Genomic DNA, 20,114 nt, shown 5'->3' on the forward strand with positions numbered 1-20,114 from the left:
TGCTAATAATAAATAACGACCATTTCCTGATGGATGGTATCGATCAGGCCGGAACCGGTAACTGTGGGTGGCGTGCCGCTGTCAAATCACATCCTGCTGGCAGCCGGGGTCCTGGGTACTACGGGGGCATCGCTCCAGCGCATGCTGAATCTCGGGGCAGGCGGCGTAGTGACCAAATCGATTGGTCCTCATCCCAAGGACGGGCACAGCGGGCCGTGCCTTGTCGTCCTTGAGGACGGGCTCCTGAATGCGATGGGCCTTCCAAACCCGTCAATGGAATTTGTCGACGAGATCACAACGCTTGCCAAAAGGCCCGTGGTTGCCAGTATTTTCGGCGGTAATCCCGAAGAATTTGCAACGGTTGCCGGATGGTTTGCCGGGAAAGTTGCCGGTATCGAGCTGAACCTTTCCTGCCCCCATGCCGAAGGCTACGGGGCGGCGATTGGAAGCGACCCGGCGCTTGTAAAAGCCTGCACAAAAGCAGTGAGCAGCACCGGCGTCCCGACCTGGGTGAAACTCACACCGAACGTTACGGACATCACCGCGATCGGGAAGGCGGCGGAAGCAGGCGGGGCAAGTGCGATCGTGGCGATCAATACGGTCAAGGCGATGCGGATCTCTACCGGTCTCCGCCGCCCGGTACTCGGGAACCGGTTCGGAGGGCTTTCGGGAAGCGCGATCTTCCCGATCGCGGTCAGGTGCGTCTATGAACTCTTTGAATCTGTTGATATCCCCATCATCGGCTGCGGCGGGATCGCGACCGCTGATAATGTTATAGAGATGATGATGGCAGGAGCATCAGCGGTTGAGGTTGGCAGCGCGGTCTTCGGGAATGTGAACGTGTTTGAGACTATCCGGAAAGATCTGTATGCAAAGGACGGGATCCGTTCTGAGGATATCGTGGGGTGCGCCCATGGCTGACGGGATTCCGATGACGGTCACTATTAAACGGATAAAAAATGAGACCCCGAATATACTGACATTCTTCTTCGAACCCCCGTTTGTCTTCAACCCGGGCCAGTTTGTCATGGTCTGGGTGCCAGGAGTGGACGAGATCCCCATGGCCCTCTCGTCTGCAAACAGTATCACGGTGCAGGTTGTCGGGGATGCGACGGCTGCGTTGTCCGGTATGGCCCCGGGCGAACTGCTTGGGATCCGCGGTCCGTTTGGCAACGGGTTTACCAAGGGCGAGAAAGTACTTGCGATTGCCGGAGGTGTCGGTGCGGCCCCGCTCCTCCCCCTTGCAAAGGCTGACTGCGTCATGACCCTGCTGCTCGGTGCGCGGACCGAGAACGAACTCCTCTTCCTTGACCAGCTCGATGAATGCACGGATGTCCTGATTGCAACGGATGACGGTACAATGGGCCACCATGGTTTTGTCACGGCCCTGATGGATGATCTCAATCTCGCGTCCTATGACCGTCTGGCGGTCTGCGGGCCGGAGATCATGATGTGGGCCGTACTTGCCAAGGTCGCAGAGAAAGGCCTTGCGCACAAGACTGAGTTCTCGCTCCACAGGTACATGAAATGCGGGGTTGGTGTCTGCGGGTCCTGCTGTATTGACCCGTCCGGCCTCAGGGTCTGCCGGGACGGCCCGGTCTTCTCCGGGGATCTTTTACAGAAAAGTGAGTTCGGCCACTACCTGCGGGATGCAAGCGGCAGGAAAAAGAATCTTTGATCCACCGGTAATGTTTGCCGGAACCTCCCCCGGCAATCAACGGAAAAATACAGATGCCCCGGACCCCGGCCGATCTTTTTCTTATGTTGTTGTTTCGTGTGTATCGAACCGGAAGGCTTCCTTTGGCACATGGATCTCGAACCGGGCTCCCTTACCCTGTTCACCGGTCTCTTTTATGGAAAGACCCGTAATGCTGAGGATCTCCAGGGATAAAAACAACCCATAGCCCGTGTTCCGGTAATATTCGCGTCGGAAAATTTTCTCCTTGACTGCAGCTGGAACTCCGACACCATCGTCTTCGTAGATAATGGTGACTCCGTCTTCCTGCATCTTATATGAGACCCTGCATACCGTGATTTTTTCCCCGTGCCGCTGGGAGTTTTCGACAAGGTTGTAGAATACTTTCTCAAGCAGGTAATCCGCGTAGATTTCAAGACTGCCAAGTTCCGTTTCCACCCTGACGGTTCCCGTATCAAGGTTCTTGATCGCACTCTCAACCGTGTCAGCCACGTTCTGCCACTGGGGAGAGCTTGCACCGATATTCTGGTAATCCCGGGTAAACCGGATCTGTTTCTGGATCAGCTGGGTGATCTGATCGATCTTGTGGAGATGCTCAAGTACGGTCGGGTTGGTCTCAACCTCTTCTGCAAGCGAGAGGTACATGACAATCGCGGTGATTTGGTTGAGGATATCGTGCCGGGTAATGGATGACAGGGTATTGAGCTTACGGTTTGCAAGCTGGATTGCCGCCTCGAACCGTTTGCGCTCCTGGATCTCTGCCTTGAGAATCTCATTCGCCCGGGTGAGTTCGTCGGTTCTCTCCCGTACCCGCAGTTCCAGATCGTCCCGTGCCTTCTGGATCACTTTCTCTGCGAGTTTCCGCTCAGTTATGTCGATCACCGAGCAGATCACGAGATTGTTTGCTCCAAGCGATGCAGAGACAAGGAACTGCCGGGTTGCATCGTCACGTGTGGTGAAATGGAGTTCCATGTCACCCGTCTGGATCCGGGTCCGGATCTCCTGTATAAATCGCTCCCTCTCCCCGGGCCCGGCAAGAATCCGGGAAAGATCAACTTCCCGGAGATCGTCTCTCTCATACATGAGCATGCGGGCGCATTTCATGTTGATTTCACGGATCCTGAGGGTAGAAAGATCAAACGTGAAAATACCTGCCTGGGAGTTCTCGAAAATACCCCGGTATTTCCGTTCTTCCGTCCTGAGCCCTTCTGCAAATGACGATGTGACAACGCCGATGGTGACAAAGATCACAAACCATGCGGTCGAGACTGCAATCAGCGTCGGGTTGAAGCTGCTGAAATCGTACACAAGCAGGAGGAAGATCGTGCTGAGGATGAGCGAGAAGATTACACCCCTGTTCGGGTACAGGTAGACAAAGATGATGATCGGCAGGAAATACAGGAAGGGGAACACTTCGTAAATCCCGTGCGTCAGGGAATAGATGGTGGAATATATGGCAAACAGGGACGTGATGATGATCCCTGCGATGCCGGCTATACTGCCGATGAATGAACGCGGTCCTTTCACTATTTCAGCAGGAGTCATTCATCATCCTCCGCATCTCTCCGGTCTTTTTCCTGCCTGGCCAGGATCGTCTTCTCGAAACGCCGCCTTTCAAGGATCTCGGCTTGGAGTTCCTCGTTGATCTTTTCCAGGTGCGCAGTCCGGGCCCTGACCTGCTCCTCGAGATCTTCAAGAGTTCTCCGGATCTCCTCGTCCACGATCTTGCTGCCGGTGATATCAATAGCAGAACAGAGGACACGGTTCCGGGTCACCAGTACCGCCGAGATTACCAGCCTGAGGAGAGTGCCATCCTTCGACCTGAATACCCCCTCGGTTTCCTGTTCCGGCTGCCCGGATCTTACCCGTGCAACGAACTGTTCCCGCTCTGCAGGCTCGGACCAGACCGATCCAAGGTTCCGGCCGATCAGGTCCGCCCGGTCATATTTTAACCACAGGGCACATTTCGGATTGATCTCGAGGATCTCTTCGGACTCCAGATCAAAGCAGAAAATACCATCCTGGGAATTTTCGAGAATGGTCCTTATCCTGCTCCGCTCCTCGATCAGCTGGTTTGCGTAGGATGAAGCAACTACTCCGATCGTCATGAAGATGGCAAACCATGCAGTGGCAATGGCGATGAGGCCTGGATTGGTGAACCCGAAGAGGTAGATGAGGCTGATGTACATCAGGCTGATACCAAGAGAAAAGAGCACAGCCCGTTTCGGGTAAAAATAGACAGCGAGGATAATAGGAAGAATGTAGAGAAAGGGAAAGACTTCAAATATACCGTGGGTCAGGGAGAATATGGTAGTGAGAATTGCCCCGATGCATGCCGCTGCAATGATGAACAGGCGCAGGACTTCTTCATTCTCAGTGGACAGATGTCTTATCAAACGCAATTCCCCGGTTTGAACTATGTGATTTCTGTAGTGTATTTTGGTACGCTATAGTACTAACCGATGATCTCATCACATATATCTTTAAGGCATCTGATCGCGGATTCTCCGAAGTCTGCGAGCTGGAATTGCAAATCCGGGTAAACCCGGCAGGGGCACGTGAGAAATACCCGGGGTTCACGGCCTGTTGATCCGTTCGAGATCTTCGAGTTTGTTGATGTTGGTGAATGTCCGGAGAGCCGGATCATAGGGTCTGAGTTCGTCCACGGGGACATAGCGGGTATTAATCGACCGGATCATAGGACGGAGCGAGAGCGAATCGTGGCTCCTGAGGTAGTCCAGCAGCGCACTCCTCCGGTACACCGCATGGAGGGGTTCGATCATCTCCTCGCACCAGCAGGGGATTGCTGCATCGTGGTCGCCGATCGTCTCAAAAAGGTGCGATACCACATCAGCTTCGATGCAGGGCATATCGCAGGCCGTGACGAACAGGAAATCCCCGTGTGCGGCTAGAGTGCCTGCATGAAGACCGCCAATGGGGCCAATTCCCTGCCGGATATCGGTGATACAGGTTACCGGTTCGAGATCGCGGAACCGTTCACACTGCGAGGGGTCACGGGCCACGAGGATGATCTCATCCGTGACCTTCCGGAGCGTATCGATAAGCCGTTCGATGAAGGTCCTGCCCTGGTAGATGAAGAAATATTTCTCCTGCCCGTTGGCCCGCCGGGCCTCCCCGCCGACAAGGATCACCGCGGATCGCATCATTTAGTCCCCCTCTGCTGCAAGGGATTCGCGGAACCTGATCAGGTCGACGATTGCAGAGTTGTACGGGGCCGGAATCCCATGCTGGCAGGCCTTTGTTACCACCGCTCCGTTCAGGAAATCGATCTCGGTTTTTCTCCCCCGCGAAATATCCTGCAGCATGGAAGAGTGGTGGAGCGCTGTTGCCGGGATCTGCACGTCTTTGAGATATCCCAGGTATTCCTCTGCGGTTGCCCATGGCAGCTGCACACCTTCAGCTGCCACGACCTGGAATGTTTCGTGCGCGATGTTTTCGATAATCCGCCAGGATGCCGGGTGAGCGAGTTTTCCATACGTGACTCCCATTACTGCCCCAAGCGGGTTGAGGGCACAATTGTACAGGGTCTTTCCCCAGAGTTCAGACCGGATGGACCTGCTGGTTCCGACACGGATGCCGGCACTCCGCAGGATACCCGCGAGCTGTTCAACAGGCTTATCGAGACCCTCAGGGAACCTCCCGATCATCATGGGCCCTGCCTCAACGGAGACATGGACCGCGGCATCGCCACGCCATTCAAAACCGGTGATGATCATGCCCCCGATCACCCGGTCCGTGAACCCGCTGATAATCTCCTCGTTGCCGATCCCGTTCTGGAGGCTGACCGTCTCGGTGTTCCGGATCAGGGACGCGAACTGCCTGCATATATGTTCGGTATCCTGGGATTTTGAGGAGATAATGACATAATCGAACCTGTTGTTCTGTGGAGCCGATTCAGATGCACTGAACCGGAATATTCCTTCGCCCCATATCCCGGTCAAGGTGAAACCGTTTTCGGTGATCGCATCAGCGCTGCTTTTACGGCAGACCGCATGTACATCGCATACCGCGGAAAGTTTTGCTGCTACGGATAACCCTACTGCACCCGCACCGAGGACGAGAATTTTCATATGATGCATCGTTCCTTATGGCCTCTGCCCGGGGCCCTTGTTGATCTCTGAAGACTGATGATGATCGTGGATCGGGAGAAATTGCCGGCGTGCGCCTGCTTCTGCCCGCATTGTCCCGGAATTATTGGATTTCCTGTATGTAGTAGTTTACGCAGGTACGGCCCGGTCTTTACGGAGCATCTTTTTCTCCATAGCAAGAAGGGCCTCCTTGATCTCTACCGAAGGAGAGAACCCCCCGATGCCATCCGCTGCCACGACACGGTGGCAGGGTATCACGAGCGGTGTGGGGTTGCGGGCCATTGCCTGCCCCACTACGCGGGGGGAGGTGCCGATCCGTTGTGCGATCTCCCCGTACGTTGCCGTCTTTCCGCAGGGTATCTCCCGGACTTCCCGGTAGATCCGGCTGTATACGGTGTCATCATGGATTGCGATACTCTCGAGCGGCCGGAGATCTACTGCCCGGCCGGCACAGAACTGCCGGATCAGTAGCGGGACATCGCCCGGAGCAGCGGTCGTGGCAAAGCGGATGCGGTGGATTGTATTTCCGCTCCAGTATACCTGGACATACCAGAGTCCCAGCCGGCAGGAGCCGCTCAGGATTTCCATTCTGCCAGTACCTCACGGAACCGTTCGTGGTCGCATACGATCATCTCTTCCTGCATCCATCCCGGCAGGGCATCCCGCACCCGTTTTTCCAGGAATCTTTTTTCGCCCAGCACGAGCACGCCGCGATCCTCCGGTGTCCGGAGAACCCGGCCGAGCGCCTGGAGCGACCGGTTGACGGCAGGCAGGGTGTAGCAGAGGAACTCGCCTTCGCCGCCGAATTTGTGCCGGAAATACTCGATCATCATCCTGCGTACGCGGTTGAACGGGGCGAGCGGCAGACCGATCACCATCGCCCCGGAGAGCATTTCGCCCCGGTAATCGAGCCCCTCGCTCCATTTCCCGCCGCAGACCGCAAACATCACGCCCGATTCCCGCCGTGACGGCAGGGAGAGGAACTCAGTAAGCGCGGCGCTGGCATTGGCTGCATCCCGCGGCTCGATGAAGATCTTCTTCCCCCGGATATGCGGGACCGCGAGATCTGCGTAGGATTCGAGGATCTGGTAGCTCGGGAAGTAAATCGCCCGGTTGCCTTTCAGCGCTGAGAATGACCGGATATAATCAACAATTTTATTGGTATTATCCTTGTTCTGGCGCATCGAGTACGCGGTGGTGATGTCGTTTGCACAGGCTACGACCCTGTTCTCTTTCGGGAATGCGTTGGGCAGAGCGATGGTCGTGACCTTTGTCTTCCCAAAATAGTAATTTTTGAAGCTCTCGACCGGTGAGAGCGTGCCCGAGATCAGGATACAGCACGCGTGCGATCCGCAGACTTCCGTAAGTGAGGCAGCCGGGTCGATGTTCCTGACTTCGAGGGTGATCCCGGACTCCTCCTTGCGGTATACGGTCAGGAATGCCGGGTCAGTGGCAGAATTGGAGAGCCGGACAAGGAACTCGGTGAGACGCTCGATCGCGGTCTCGCGGAACTCCCCGGATTTCTGGTTCTTTTCCCGGATCGTCTCGGCAAGGCCCATGAGATCGTCCACGATCTCGTCCATATGCTTGTAGAGCGACTCCCTGATGATCATCCGGTCGAAGATCGCGGGATCGAACCAGTCTTCCGCCTCGGTTGAGTTGGCAAGGCCCCGGATGAACTCCGTGAGCCGGGGGAGCACGTGCCGGACTGCCTCCGCCCCCTTGTGGCGTTTTTGCATGCCGGATAATTCCCTCGATGCCTGTTCGAGGTCACGCTCTTCCAGCGTGACGCTCTCGATGCCGGTGATCACGTCGCCGCAGTTGTGCGCCTCGTCGATGAGAAGGAGCACATCCTGCGGCTCAACGTTCAGGTTCGCATAGAGCTGCTCACGGATATCCCGGTCGAAGAGGTGGTGATAGTTGAGGATCACAACATCGGTATTCTTCGCGGCGTGCATCATCAGCTCGTACGGGCATATTCCTGCGCTGTACTCCGCGAGCTCCCGCGGGGGAACGGGGTTTGCGATCACGCGGTCGGCCTTGTTCCGGAGCTCGGTGGAGGGTACCATCCGGACGCCAACGCCTTCGGCCTGCACGAACATCTTGCTGCCAATGTAATACGGACAGAGAAGCGGGTGCTCCTTGTCCATGCGCCGGATCTGCTGGATGATGAACGGGTCCTTAGCCGGGATCATCGCCCCTTTCTCGGCCCGGTCCCTCATCAGCGAATTCGAGAACGCCTTGACTCCTTCACACCGCCGGTATACGTCGCCCTCGCCGGCCAGCGGGCACATGCTCCCCTTGCCCACAAGGTACACGGTTTTGACCTGAGGCTGCTTCCGCTTCACGAGTTCAAGCTCGCGGATGAACGTGGTGAGCTGGCTGACCGTCCGGACCGCGATCACGATCTTCCGGCCCTTACGTTCGGCGAGAAGTGCGGCGACTACGCTCGACTTCCCGGAGCCGGTCGGGGCATCGATCATCGCGATCCCGCCTTCGCGTGCTACCTGCGCCGAGACCTCAAGCATGTGACGTTGGCCGGGCCGGTATTCGCTGTAAGGGAAAAAGGAGTCGATGCTGTCCATTGCCGGAGTATCATTGGTGCTGCCGGGTTTTATGGGCAACGGAAGGGGATGTGAAAATGAACGAGCGAAAAAGTATTGCTTGCTCCCTGTGTACTGAATCAACCTCTTTGCACCCTGATTGGCCAGCATCTCCCAAACTTCCATAACCTTTTGCTCCCAAGTGAGGGTACAAGAGGTTGCAATCAGATGGATACAAAAATGCTGAAATGGTCTGTGGATCTCGCGCTGGGCGTCACGTTCGCGATATGTTTTGTGACCGGACTGTTAAAATTCTCCCTGCTCCTGCAAATGACCGGTCTCAACAACCTGATCCTGCCATCTGCACTGATATCAGATCTGCATGACTGGTCAGGTATCCTGCTCGGTCTGCTGGTGCTCGTGCACCTGTACCTGAACCGCACCTGGATTATCGGTATGACAAAAAAAGTGCTGGGCGGAACCCGGCAAAAAGATTAATCGTTCTGTGCCCGTCCATTTCCTGAAAAATTAATTTCCCGAGAAACTCTCGTTCAGATCGCCGGAATTGGAATAGCCCCGCTGTTCCCAGTATCCCCGGTATGACGGATCATCAGTGAGCTCGATCTTCTCAATCCACTTGATCCACTTGTATCCCCATTTGTCTTCAGCCACCAGCTCGAACGGGTAACCTCTCTCAGCAGGCATCGTGATATTGTTCATGCGGTAAGCCATGATGATATCGTTCTGCGTGAAATAACTGATCGGGAACGAGGTTGTGTACCCGTCATACGCTGTGAATACCACCGTGTTCGCCCGGGGATCGGCCCCGGCATCAGCAATGAGGTCCCGGACAAGCACCCCCTCCCAGAGGATAGTTGCATCCCAACCCTCTACGCAGTGGAGCGTGACTACTTTTGAGTAATGGGTGTGCTGTGCGAGCACCTCGTCATACGTGTATACGACGGTCCGGTTTGTCAGGCCTGTCACGGTAAGCCGGTAATCCGTGATGTTGATGTGCTGGGGGCCGGCAATGGAATTTTCATGGAAATCATTGACCGAGGAGAGATCTTTTCCCTGGTACGCCCGTACTTCGACCGGCGCAAGCTGAGTGGGCCCCCCTCCCGTGCCCGTACCGGCCAGGCTGGCCGGGAACCGGAAGATCAGGACGGCGATGATAACTACTATGAGTATGGCCAGCACAGTTGCAGGAATGATGCGTTTGTCCATGGGTGGTGATGGGCATCACGGCTTATTAAGAATTGGATAGATACCGTGGAAAAAAATCCGTTTCAGATCTCCGCCACGAGGACCTTGTAGAAATTCTCCGCAGCATAACGCTCGATCCACGGGCGGTGGCCGCACTTCTCGAGAAGAACAAACCGGAAGTCCGCGAGGACTCTCGCGAGGGGGTCATTCACCCCTTCAGCCGGGTGGGGGTCCCAGTCGCCGTGAATCGCCACCACCGGGCAGGTGATTGCCTTTGCCATCTGGATGAGGATCTGTTTCTTACGGAGCTCGGTTGCCTCATCCCAGACACCTTTGAAGACATCGTACTGGCTGTGGAACCCCTCTTCCATTGCATGTGCCGGGTCATAGGTGTCGGCATGGGCCAGCATGGTGCCGAGTTTTGCGAGAAGGGCGTTCTTATTGGGAGTTTCCGGGTCGGCAAGCTGTGCAAGCAGTGCCTGCGCCCCGGCCTGGTCCTTTTTGTTGAGCCGGGTCATCCGGGTCTGTGTCACCGAAGCGGCATACTGCTCCTCGAACGGAGGGCTGCTGACCAGCACCAGCTTTTTGACAAGCGCCGGGTAGCGGGCGGCGAGCATGAAGGACAAGTATGCCCCCCACGAGAAACCAACGAGTGTCACCGGCACTTTTCCGTGCTCCAGAAGTACCGAGCGGAGCTCCTGCACCTGGCCGTCGAGCGTGGTCTCGGTCTGGAATGGTTCGAGAATACCCGTTACTGCAGAGAGCTCGCGGGCTACCGGTGCCACTTCGCCGGGCGCCCCGGGCCCACCGTGGATCACTGCTACTGCATACGGCCCATGTCCCCACTTCCGTACCGGTCCCATCGTGATTACCGGTTTTCTCTCATGAGTATAAATTGTCCTTGGTCAGGTATGAAAAAAACTCGCGGATATACCGCATTCGTGCCCTGCACCTGCGATGGTGTGGTTACTACGGTTTTGTATGTGCCTGCTTCATCAGCGCGAGAAGCCCGGCAAGGATCTCTTTTGGCGCTGGCGGGTTGCCCGTGATCTTCAAATCGACAGGGAACAGTTTGTCCGCACCGCCCAGCACGGCATAGGTCCCTGCAAAGATGCCGCCGTTACAGGCATCATCGCCCACTGCCACCACGAACTTAGGCAATGGCATCGCGTCATAGGTCTTCGTTGCGGCGATCGCCATGTTATGCGTGACAGCGCCGGTCACCATCAGCACATCGGCATGCCGGGGCGAGGCTACGAAACTGATGCCGAACCGTTCGACATCATAATAGGGGTTGTTGAGATTGTTGATCTCGATCTCGGTCGCGTTGTCGCTGCCGGTATCGAGCTCGCGGATAGCGAGACTGCGGCCGAACACCGCATCGATCTCGCGGTGAATCTCACGGCCTATCCGCTCGATATCCTCGTCCCGTACAATCAGGTCTTCCGTCACTTTCTTTTTCAGCAGGCAGGATAATGCATTCACCATTGCTTCTCACCTCACAGGTCGGTCCCCGCATAAGACAGGTTCAGGCTCTTGTTGATCACCGGGAAGTCAGGTACGATATTGCCCTGTACTGCGTGCTCGATCGCCTGCCAGTTGCAGAATGATGCAGTCCTGACCTTGTAGCGCTCAATCCTTCCATTACGGATCCAGACCCAGCAGATGTTCTGTCCCCTGGCGGATTCTACAAGGGAGAGGGTATAGCCGTCCCGGGAGGGCACCTCTGTTTTCACCGGCCCGTCGGGTATTGCCTCAAGCATCTGCTCGATCAGCTCCAGCGAGTCCATGATCTCGGAAGCTTTTACCGTGAACCGGGAGAGCACGTCCCCGTCATGCAGAGTGGTATTTTCCGGGGGAAATGAATGGTAGATACCGTACGGGTGATCTGTCCGTACATCCACCTTCCCGCCGGACGCACGGGCTGCCGGACCGGTGATGTTGAGCGGGCGCAGCAGTCCCCTCCGGATCGAACCGGTGGTAGCGAACCGGTCGAGAACGGATGTGGTCGAGAGGACGATCTTCAGGCCGACACGATAGCGTTTCCGGAACCGGGCAATGAACCAGCCAAGTTCTGTCAGCTGCTCTTTCCGGAGATCCTTTGTGATCCCTCCGACCTCAACCATTCCCCGCATGAACCGGGATCCGGTCAGGAATGCATTCATACGGAATATATCCTCCCGCAGGACGGAAAACTGGCCGGCCCCCAGCGGGAAGGCAACGTCAATGAGCATTCCTGCCTGGTCGCCGAGATGCGAACAGATCCGCTCCATCTCCAGCAGGATCGTGCGCAGGTACCAGGCACGGTCGGGTGCCGTGACCTGCGCGATCTTCTCAACCGCGAGGCAGAACCCGGTCGCGTTTGCCACAGATTCGTCGCCGCTCACAGCTTCTGACACTGCCACGCACTCCTGCGGAGTCCGGCCCTCCGCCAGTTTCTCGATCCCCCGGTGCTTGTAGAACATCCTTATCTCCAGGTTGAAGATCGTCTCGCCGATCACGCTGAACCGGAAATGCCCCGGTTCGATGATTCCCGCATGCACCGGCCCTACAGGTACCTGGTAGACACCTTCTCCGTGGACCGGCCGGAACGGGTACTCGTCCGCGGCATCCACGGGCTGTGACGTCTGAATCGTCCCGTTCCGGAAGGATTTTTCAAGAGGATGGAACCCGGCCGGGTAGTTCTCGTGCAGGAAGAGCCGCCGGGTATCGAATGCGTCCGGAAACTCTAATCCAAACCCGTCCCGGCACTCGCGCTCAAACCATGATGCGGCCGGGAACGTCCCTGCGATGGATATGGCACGCCCACTGGTGTGCCTGATAACGATCAGGACCACACTCTTCTTCTCGAAGACCGAGAAGAGGGAGAAGCGGGCGTTTTCTGAGAACCCTTCGGCACAGAACAATCCAATCAGGACACATTTACGGGTGGCCAGGGTGTCGACGAGCGGCACAAACTCATCGTCCCGTACCTCGAGATAGAATTCTCCGTTGTGTCCCGGTGTGATCCGCAGGGCGAGCTCTCCTGACCCAACGAGCCGCCGGACATATTTCATCCCGGCATCTTCCTGCGCATCGGATAATCCGGTATCAGTCGTCATCAGAATCTCAGCTCCGTTACGATCTGATTGAAGAAGGATGTTTCACCGGTAGTAAAGACGATCCCGAGCAGGACTATCATAATGAGCAGGACCACGATCGGGACCTTCATGCTGGCCGGGGTATGGTACTGCCGCGTTTCCAGGGGGTTCCCGGCTGAAGAAACCTGCGTGAAAGTGCTGATCACGTAATACCCCAGCGCAACCGATGCGATGAAGAGCAGGACGAGCAGAACGACAAGTGCGGGAAGTGAGACGGTGCCAAGCTGGAGCAGGATGAACAATTTTGAGAAGAAGATTGGCGAAGGGGGCATACCGATGATTGCGAGTCCGCCGATGATGATCCCCCACGCGGCCAGTGGCTGGAGCCGGAAAACATCCCGGATCTCGTCTGTGGCATCGGCCGAAAGGGTACTCCGGTACTGGCGGTGGAGGATCCCTGCCGAGAAGAAGAGGGAAGCTTTCGTGAATGAGTGCGCCATAATATGGAAGAGCACCCAGAACAGTGCAAGGGGGGTCGAGATGGCAAGACCGACGAGCAGTATCCCCATGTTCTCGATGCTGGAGAAGGCGACCAGTTTCTTGAGGTTCTTCTGGGAAAGCATGGAGATGGCGGCAATGCCGACGGTCAGGAGCCCGAAAAGGGCAAGGAGGGGAGAGGCTGCTGCGATGGCCTGTGTCTGGTGCACGATGGCATAGACGCGGATGATGCCATAGATACCCACATTCAGAAGAACTCCTGAAAGTATTGCGCTCACCGCAGATGGTGCCTTTGCATGGGCTTCCGGCAGCCATGTGTGGAACGGGAAGATGCCGGATTTTGCGGCAAATCCGATGAAGACAAGAGCAAAGGCAGCGATCAGCATGCCCGGCGGGAAGGCAGTTGCGTGCTGCATCAGGCCGGTCCAGTTCAGGGTGCCGGTGCCAAGGGCAGACCGGGAAATCTCGAAGAGGAATATGAGGCCCACAAACGAGAAGAGCATGGAGATCGAGGCAATGAAGATGTACTTAATTGCGGCATCGATATTCTCCCGGGCAGCGAGGATGGCGATGAGCATGGCCGAGATGATCGTGGTCAGCTCGGCAAAAATCCAGAAGAGGGCGAGGTTGTCCGAGCAGAATGCCAGGACGATGATAAGGAGAAGAAGTGCCCATGCCGCATAGAACAGCCTCAGGCTGTTTTTCCCGAGTTCGCCGCTTTCTAAAAGGCCCTCGACATACCCCCGGGCATAGATGGCTGAAAGCAGGAAGATGACGGTCGCGATCAACACTTCATAGATGCCGAGATGGTCGATGAAGAAGTACTGGCTGCCGATCAAAAACGTCGAAACCGGGATCTGGCCGGAGAGGATAAGATATATGGCGAGCCCGAGGAAGATGAGCGCCTCGGCAATACAGGCAAGGTTCATCTGCCGGTGGGAATGGCTGATGGCGATGAGTCCGATAGCACAGGCAGCAACAAGGACAAAGGCGATCAGGATCATGGGGCCTCCTCCGTATCGTCCAGCAGGTGGAACCGGTTGAGCCGGTCATGGTAGTCTTCCAGGGTCGAGTCGATGCCGACCGTCAGGATCGTGGTCAGCAGTACGAGTATGACAAGATCGATGATGATCAGGAATTCAATGATAAACGGCAGCTCGGTGACGAACATCCCGAAGAGCAGGACGCCGTTCTCCATAGTGAGGTACCCGAGCACCTTGGAGATTGCACGCTTGCGCGAGAATGTCACCATCATACCCATCAGCATCAGGGAGATTCCCAGAACTGCACCAAAGAAGAAGAGGCTCTCCCTGGCAGGTGTCCCTTCCATGATCTTCGAGAGGGCGATGTAGATGACGAGCATCAGGGCCATGGAGAGGAGGAGTGATGTCGTGGGATTCAGGAAATGGAATTCGATATCCCTCCTGATCCGGACTCTTTCCTGAATTGTTGCGATGAAGTAGGGGATAACCAGCACCTTACTGATAAACGTGATAACGGCAATGGCAAGGAGGACGCTGCTGCCTTCGAGCGTGTAGAGTGAGAGGGCGATCAGCACGAGTGTCAGTGACTGGATGGCGTAGACCGAGACAAGCGAGAGGATGTTCCGGGTGGAGATGATGTAGGCCGCGGTGATGATGACCATGACGAACAGGACCCGGATAATTCCCGGGACGAGTGCCGGATCGATCATGAGAACACCTCGATGATAATGATCAGCGTCGAGAAGAAGAACGCCATCGCAAAGAGGCTCGGGAGCCGGAAGAACCGCATCTTTGCCATCGATGATTCAAAGAGCCCGATGACACCGGCGAGGACGCTCCCCTTCACAAGGAAGAGGACTAGGGCAAGGAGGAGACCGGCTGCGGAGAGCGTGGTCGCAAGGCCGAACGGGACGATCAGGTTGATGAGAAGCGCCATCAGGAGCGTGAGCTTGACTGCGGCGGACAACTCCATGAGGGCGAGATTGGAACCTGACTGTTCAAGGATCATACCCTCGTGGATCATGGTGAGTTCGAGGTGTGTCTCCGGGTTATCGACCGGGATACGAGAGGTTTCGACGATCAGGATGATAAACAGGGAGATCCCGATCAGGATGAGCGTCGGGGTAGAGAGGGTGCCGGAAGCGGCCGACAGGGTGAACATCTCGAATACATTGAGCGTCTTGAAGACAAAGACGAGCGCTGCAAAGACGATGATGGTTGTCGGTTCGATGATCGCCGAGATGCTCATCTCCCGTGAACTACCCATTCCGCCAAACGAGCTGCCCGCGTCCAGACCTGCAAGGGCCATGAAAAACTTTGCCAGCGCGAGCAGGTAGAGCAGGAGGATGATATTGCCGATCCCGCCGACCGGCTCCGGAACGAAGACCAGCGGTACGAAGAGGGCTGCTACGAGAATCGCTGCTATGTTGATGATCGGGGTGACCCGCATGATCCATGAGGAATGGGGCGAGTAGATCACCTCTTTTTTCACCAGTTTTGCGAGCATGTAATACGTCTGGAAGAGTGGCGGGCCTCTCCGCCCTTGAGTCCACGCCTTCACTTTTTTAATCAGGCTGATAAAGAGCGGGGCAATGGCGAGGACAACCGCCGTATTGATCACCAGGTACAGGATAAACTCCGGGCTCATGCAAACCACCCCAGCCATGCGACCATAGCGAGCACCGTGATAAAGACATAGAGGAGATACGTATCAAGGCACCCGTTATGGATCTGTGAAACGGCCTTCGCTGCCCGGCAGGAGACCCGGGCAACAGGAAGGTAGAGATACTCCTCGAATACTTTCAGGAGCCGGATCTCTGCGTTCCCCTCCCGGAAAATGCAGCCGGCAGCATCGAAAAATGATCGCTCATTCCGGATCTTTGTCCGGTAGATGGTCGAGAAGATGATGTCGATAGGCTCCGAAAATCCGTGACCGCTATATTCGGTCAGCGGCTGCTGCGAGGGCATCCCGCACCCCCAGGTTTCGGAGACCCGGACGGTTCGCGAAGCGGTAACGTACAGCACTCCATAGGCAATCGCGGTCATCACGAGGAGGAGGACACCAACAAGCAGCATGTCCGGGATCGGCACAGAATAGCCGGCCAGCGTAAACAGCTGAAGGGCGAGAAGTCCGATGATAATGCATGCTCCGGCAAGGAGAGCGGGCCCGGCAAGCATCGGGAGGGGGACTTCATGGGCATCCCCGCTCTCTTTTGAACGTGGCAGGGCAAGGAAGACCGATCCGAATGCCTTCACAAAGCAGGCAGCGGAGAGGGCGCTTGTCAGCGCGAACAGGGCAAGACAGATGAAGAGCAGGACTTTGAAGAGCGGGTTCGCCACTGCGACAGAAGAGAAGAACGAGATGAAGATCAGGATCTCGCTTGCAAACCCGTTCAGGGGCGGGAGGGCTGCGATTGCAACGGCCCCGATAAAGAAGAGGGCCGACGTGTACGGCATCCGGTGCACGAGCCCTCCCATGTGCTCGATGTCGCGGGTATGGGTTGCGTGGACCACGGATCCTGCTGTAAGGAAGAGGAGGCTCTTGAAGAGCGCGTGGTTAAGGGAATGGAAGAGGGCCCCGAGCAGGCTGAGCATGGCAAGGGCCGGGAGATTGTAGGAGGTGAAGATGACCGATAGGCCGATCCCGACAAAGATGATGCCCACGTTCTCGATACTGCTGTACGCGAGCATTGCCTTGAGGTCGTGCTCTTTAAGGGCATAGATGATCCCAAGGACCGCAGAGGCCGTTCCTGCGGCCAGGATCAGGACCCCCCACCACAGTTCGGGTGCGAACACATAGAGGAGGAAACGAACCAGTCCGTAAACAGCAATTTTGAGCATCACTCCGGACATAAGGGCAGAGATAGGGGACGGACTTGCAGGATGGGCATACGGGAGCCACTTGTGGAACGGGATTATCCCCGCCTTTATCGAGAAACCTAAGAACAGGCAGAGGAACGCGGAGGTGAGGAGCGGGGATGGAGGTGCAAGTATATGGGCAAAGGCAAATGTCCCGGTCTGCCCGTACAGGATGATGATGCCCAGCATGACAAAGAGGGTCGAGAGCTGTGTCATCACGAAGTAAAAGATACCGGCCTTTTTTGTCTCGGGGTCGTCATATTCGTACATCACGAGGAAAAAAGAACTCGCGGCCATCAGTTCCCAGAAAAGGAAGAATGCAAGAGTTGTGCCGGATGCGACCACCAGCACCATCGCGAGGATGAAGAGGTTTGCACAGGCACAGAGGAGATTCCTGCGGGAGCCGCCATGCAGCTGTTCTACGTAACTGGTAGCGTAAATCGCAACGCAGCCTGACACGGCAGCAATGATCAGGATGAAGAAAGCCGCGAGCCGGTCGATCGTAAGTGTGAGTAAAAACCCGGCTACGGGCTGGTATGCCGACCATGCGATGACTTCGCCGGAAAGGAGAACCACGAGGGACAGGATTGCCAGAACGGCAGATGCCGCAACGGTACAGATCAGGGAGATTGTTCTCGCCAGCTTCCGGTCAGCTCCTGCGGTGACGAGCGGGATGGCAACCCCCGCAAGGAGGAGTGCAAGGCCGAGGAACAGGAGTTCTTTTATCATGCTTCTCTTCCCTTCATGACGACATGAGCCCGGTACACCCTCGGGATGCGGCCTGATACCTGGAAACGTACCGGCCCGCCGGCACCAGTATCGTGGCTCAGACCCGCGTTATTGCCGTTCATGGCTCCTCCGGTTTCACCGTGTTCTGTCCCGCCGGGTCCTGTGTGCGTTCCCGTCGCATGGCACAGCTGGCCCCGCTCTTTTTGCCGGCTTTGTCTCCGGATAACGGCCCCCTGAGAGTAACCGGGAGATCGGCTTCCTGCACCGGGTGGAAACCAAGCGTATGATACAATTCGGCCACGCCGGCAGCGGCCCGGACATACAGGACATCCTGTTTACCCAACGCTTCGATAAGAAGTGCAGTGATCCCCCTAACGAACCCTTTCCGGCGGACTTCTTCGAGGATATAGATCCCGTCCAGTTCGAGCCCGTCCGGGTGGCGTACGCACCGGGCCACGCCGACGAGCCGGGTGCCATTAAATGCAGCGAACATGCAGGTCGTTGATGGATCTGTGTCCATTGCACGGAACCGGAGACTGAGTTCCTGCCTGATCCGCCCGATCTCCGAAGCCCTGAGTTCCCGGACTTCCACGGTATCCGGGCCCCTTGGAGGCGAGGGCAGAATGTGATGGGCAATGAGTATCCTGTTGAGCGTGTGAAGGAGATGCGGCCGGAATGTGATAAATCCCCCGCTCTCCTCACCGGCCAGATTGTAGAGAGCAAGAAGCGTCTGGTCCTCATTGAAAGCGTCTTCTTCAGAATTCACGGTGAGTGTCGGCACGCCTCACCTCCGGAACCGGGATGCCTGTACAAAAAATATAGGGGAATTGTGCATTCAGATCATCAGCGGATAGTAATTCATCACGGTTATTTTCCAAGCCTTATATAATATTGTGGCGGACACGGTAAAATACCTGCATTTTTTTTATGAAATTGTATCATTCCGGCCGGAAGAGTTCCGGTATCCGGAAAAAACCTGTAAAAAATGTCCTGAAGAGGATTATCGGGTCGGATTCCGGGTTTTCCCGGAATGCGCGCCTGAAAGGAGCCCGGTGGATTATAATTCTTTCTCGATCTCGGTCCTGATCCTGTCCAGCGTGATCCGCCCGATCTTCGTGACCCGCCCGTTGACCAGTACCATCGGGATCGGGGGATATTCCCTCTCGATGATCGTGCGGATATATTCCGGTGTACCCTCATCGACGAGAGTAAGCTTGAGATCGACCCGGTTCCCGTAGGTTTCTGTTAGCACTTTTTTCAGTTCCGCATAGGCATCGTTGAGTTTCCCCGAGAGGTAACAACCTGAGAGACCGCAGGTACGGTTCTCATCGCAGGGAAACGGGGAACATTCTGAAGTTTTCAGCCCGACGATCTCGACATGGACAGTTCCTGCCATGCCATAACAGTTTGCCCGGTCACTATATGAGGATTCGTTATTTGTCATCTGCCCTGTTAAACCTCAGGCAGGGTGAAAAAAGGGAGATCAGATGAACCGTTCGAACCGGTCCTTCTTCGCCTTGCAGATGGGGCAGAGATCAGGAGGATTTTCGCGTGCACAGAGATACCCACATACTTTACATCGCCATACGGGAAGGGACAGGGCCTGACCTGAAAGCGGACCAGCGGAAACGGTTTTTACAGCGGCTCCCGGCAGGCGTTTCGATCGGGGCGGTCGCCGTTCGGGAACCGGTGCAGCCAGTTTTTCCGTCCCGTGTGCGACGGCATCACTGACGTAAAGAGCACAATAACAAGCTCCATACCCGGCTACATCTGCGTCCCGGTAATCGCAGGGGCAGATGATATCAATATCTTCCTCCTTTTTACCGCTAGCAAGCCGGCACGGGCAGGACCTGTACCCGTACCGCTGCTCGTTCCGGAGCAGGCCTTTTATGAGGTTCCTGGTAAATTCCAGGTCCGGGTTGAACCGGTATCCACCTTCCTCAGCCTCCGATTTCATCATCTCATGCAGGCGGTCCACATCCCTCTCGTTAATACCGGCAAAGTTCATGCGCTAAGGGCCTCCCGGATTTCCTGCTCGCGGAATCCGATGATGCATTTGCTGTTGTTTATGACCAGTATAGGAAACGATCCACTGGGATTCCACTTTTCCACGGTCTGTATGGTGTCATCCTGATCCTGTCCTTCCAGCAGGTCAACGTAAACAAAATCGAATGCAACCCCCATCTGCCTCAGGAGATCTTTTGTCTTCGCACACCATCCGCAGGTTGAGAGTGCATACAACATTACCGATCCCTTGTTTTTTCCGTTCACATGTTCCACTGCCATGAAAAACCAACCAAAGTAGTATGGATGGAGATTGAGGAAGATACTATTTAAGAGTGGGGATAGTGGATATGCACCAATGGGATTGCCCGGATGAATGGCACATCGGGAGTCCATGAAAAAATCTC

At 56.1% G+C, this 20,114-nt stretch carries 22 protein-coding genes; 3 read left to right on the forward strand and 19 right to left on the reverse strand.

The annotated features are described in order from the left end of the window. Nucleotides 1-33: 33 nt before the first annotated feature. Together ABSE13_RS03790 and ABSE13_RS03795 are read left to right on the forward strand one after the other, a co-directional pair. Nucleotides 34-921: a dihydroorotate dehydrogenase gene (locus ABSE13_RS03790; RefSeq protein ID WP_424027162.1), complete on the forward strand. Its 888-nt coding sequence runs from the start codon at nt 34-36 to the stop codon at nt 919-921. Further along, complete coding sequence (locus ABSE13_RS03795; protein WP_424027163.1) at nt 914-1,678, forward strand: dihydroorotate dehydrogenase electron transfer subunit; 765 nt, start codon at nt 914-916, stop codon at nt 1,676-1,678. Before ABSE13_RS03790 ends, ABSE13_RS03795 begins: the two co-directional genes overlap by 8 nt. 81 nt (nt 1,679-1,759) lie before the next feature. Here ABSE13_RS03795 and ABSE13_RS03800 read toward each other — a convergent pair whose 3' ends face one another. The 6 genes from ABSE13_RS03800 to ABSE13_RS03825 all read right to left on the reverse strand — a co-directional run bounded on the left by ABSE13_RS03800 (nt 1,760) and on the right by ABSE13_RS03825 (nt 8,390). Beyond that, the gene (locus ABSE13_RS03800) at nt 1,760-3,241 is read right to left on the reverse strand and encodes a sensor histidine kinase (RefSeq protein WP_424027164.1); all 1,482 of its coding nucleotides are present in this window, start codon (nt 3,239-3,241) and stop codon (nt 1,760-1,762) included. Continuing rightward, nucleotides 3,238-4,092: a PAS domain-containing protein gene (locus ABSE13_RS03805; protein ID WP_424027165.1), complete on the reverse strand. Its 855-nt coding sequence runs from the start codon at nt 4,090-4,092 to the stop codon at nt 3,238-3,240. The genes ABSE13_RS03800 and ABSE13_RS03805 overlap by 4 nt, the downstream gene beginning before the upstream one ends. 180 nt (nt 4,093-4,272) lie before the next feature. Next, nucleotides 4,273-4,860 (reverse strand): molybdenum cofactor guanylyltransferase, encoded by a 588-nt coding sequence (gene mobA / locus ABSE13_RS03810; protein ID WP_424027247.1) that lies wholly within the window; start codon nt 4,858-4,860, stop codon nt 4,273-4,275. A gap of 3 nt (nt 4,861-4,863) precedes the next feature. After that, nucleotides 4,864-5,787, reverse strand: coding sequence for a ketopantoate reductase family protein (locus tag ABSE13_RS03815; protein ID WP_424027166.1), 924 nt, complete (start codon nt 5,785-5,787; stop codon nt 4,864-4,866). A 147-nt stretch (nt 5,788-5,934) separates the two neighbouring features. Beyond that, nucleotides 5,935-6,393, reverse strand: coding sequence for a methylated-DNA--[protein]-cysteine S-methyltransferase (locus ABSE13_RS03820; RefSeq protein ID WP_424027167.1), 459 nt, complete (start codon nt 6,391-6,393; stop codon nt 5,935-5,937). Then, a complete protein-coding gene (locus tag ABSE13_RS03825) occupies nt 6,381-8,390 on the reverse strand; it encodes an ATP-dependent DNA helicase (protein ID WP_424027248.1) in 2,010 nt (669 codons plus the stop codon). The genes ABSE13_RS03820 and ABSE13_RS03825 overlap by 13 nt, the downstream gene beginning before the upstream one ends. Before the next feature lie 186 nt (nt 8,391-8,576). Here ABSE13_RS03825 and ABSE13_RS03830 point away from each other — a divergent pair, with 186 nt between their 5' ends. Further along, entirely contained in the window at nt 8,577-8,846 is a 270-nt protein-coding gene (locus tag ABSE13_RS03830) for a DUF4405 domain-containing protein (RefSeq protein ID WP_424027168.1), read from the forward strand. Nucleotides 8,847-8,876: 30 nt separating this feature from the next. Here the strand turns inward: ABSE13_RS03830 and ABSE13_RS03835 are convergent, their stop codons facing one another. The 13 genes from ABSE13_RS03835 to ABSE13_RS03895 all read right to left on the reverse strand — a co-directional run bounded on the left by ABSE13_RS03835 (nt 8,877) and on the right by ABSE13_RS03895 (nt 19,989). After that, nucleotides 8,877-9,575 carry a molybdopterin-dependent oxidoreductase gene (locus tag ABSE13_RS03835; RefSeq protein WP_424027169.1) on the reverse strand — a complete coding sequence of 233 codons (699 nt, stop codon included), beginning with the start codon at nt 9,573-9,575 and terminating at the stop codon, nt 8,877-8,879. 62 nt (nt 9,576-9,637) lie between these two features. Further along, nucleotides 9,638-10,417 carry an alpha/beta fold hydrolase gene (locus ABSE13_RS03840; protein WP_424027170.1) on the reverse strand — a complete coding sequence of 260 codons (780 nt, stop codon included), beginning with the start codon at nt 10,415-10,417 and terminating at the stop codon, nt 9,638-9,640. A 106-nt stretch (nt 10,418-10,523) separates the two neighbouring features. Beyond that, entirely contained in the window at nt 10,524-11,042 is a 519-nt protein-coding gene (locus ABSE13_RS03845) for an NADH-quinone oxidoreductase subunit B family protein (RefSeq protein ID WP_424027171.1), read from the reverse strand. 11 nt (nt 11,043-11,053) lie between these two features. Next, nucleotides 11,054-12,655 (reverse strand): hydrogenase large subunit, encoded by a 1,602-nt coding sequence (locus ABSE13_RS03850; RefSeq protein ID WP_424027172.1) that lies wholly within the window; start codon nt 12,653-12,655, stop codon nt 11,054-11,056. After that, entirely contained in the window at nt 12,655-14,136 is a 1,482-nt protein-coding gene (locus ABSE13_RS03855) for a proton-conducting transporter transmembrane domain-containing protein (protein WP_424027173.1), read from the reverse strand. Before ABSE13_RS03855 ends, ABSE13_RS03850 begins: the two co-directional genes overlap by 1 nt. Next, nucleotides 14,133-14,825 (reverse strand): hydrogenase subunit, encoded by a 693-nt coding sequence (locus tag ABSE13_RS03860; protein WP_424027174.1) that lies wholly within the window; start codon nt 14,823-14,825, stop codon nt 14,133-14,135. The genes ABSE13_RS03855 and ABSE13_RS03860 overlap by 4 nt, the downstream gene beginning before the upstream one ends. Then, nucleotides 14,822-15,763 (reverse strand): respiratory chain complex I subunit 1 family protein, encoded by a 942-nt coding sequence (locus tag ABSE13_RS03865; RefSeq protein ID WP_424027175.1) that lies wholly within the window; start codon nt 15,761-15,763, stop codon nt 14,822-14,824. The genes ABSE13_RS03860 and ABSE13_RS03865 overlap by 4 nt, the downstream gene beginning before the upstream one ends. Next, nucleotides 15,760-17,703 (reverse strand): proton-conducting transporter transmembrane domain-containing protein, encoded by a 1,944-nt coding sequence (locus ABSE13_RS03870; protein WP_424027176.1) that lies wholly within the window; start codon nt 17,701-17,703, stop codon nt 15,760-15,762. The genes ABSE13_RS03865 and ABSE13_RS03870 overlap by 4 nt, the downstream gene beginning before the upstream one ends. Continuing rightward, complete coding sequence (locus tag ABSE13_RS03875) at nt 17,700-17,825, reverse strand: hypothetical protein (protein ID WP_424027177.1); 126 nt, start codon at nt 17,823-17,825, stop codon at nt 17,700-17,702. The genes ABSE13_RS03870 and ABSE13_RS03875 overlap by 4 nt, the downstream gene beginning before the upstream one ends. Beyond that, nucleotides 17,822-18,484: a GNAT family N-acetyltransferase gene (locus ABSE13_RS03880; protein ID WP_424027178.1), complete on the reverse strand. Its 663-nt coding sequence runs from the start codon at nt 18,482-18,484 to the stop codon at nt 17,822-17,824. The genes ABSE13_RS03875 and ABSE13_RS03880 overlap by 4 nt, the downstream gene beginning before the upstream one ends. Nucleotides 18,485-18,760: 276 nt before the next feature. After that, nucleotides 18,761-19,147 carry a hypothetical protein gene (locus tag ABSE13_RS03885; RefSeq protein ID WP_424027179.1) on the reverse strand — a complete coding sequence of 129 codons (387 nt, stop codon included), beginning with the start codon at nt 19,145-19,147 and terminating at the stop codon, nt 18,761-18,763. Between the two features lie 39 nt (nt 19,148-19,186). Next, nucleotides 19,187-19,711 (reverse strand): ferredoxin-thioredoxin reductase catalytic domain-containing protein, encoded by a 525-nt coding sequence (locus ABSE13_RS03890; RefSeq protein WP_424027180.1) that lies wholly within the window; start codon nt 19,709-19,711, stop codon nt 19,187-19,189. Further along, the gene (locus tag ABSE13_RS03895) at nt 19,708-19,989 is read right to left on the reverse strand and encodes a glutaredoxin family protein (protein WP_424027181.1); all 282 of its coding nucleotides are present in this window, start codon (nt 19,987-19,989) and stop codon (nt 19,708-19,710) included. Before ABSE13_RS03895 ends, ABSE13_RS03890 begins: the two co-directional genes overlap by 4 nt. Nucleotides 19,990-20,114 lie beyond the last annotated feature (125 nt).

Source organism: Methanoregula sp., from assembly GCF_049518935.1.
Classification (GTDB): domain Archaea; phylum Halobacteriota; class Methanomicrobia; order Methanomicrobiales; family Methanospirillaceae; genus Methanoregula.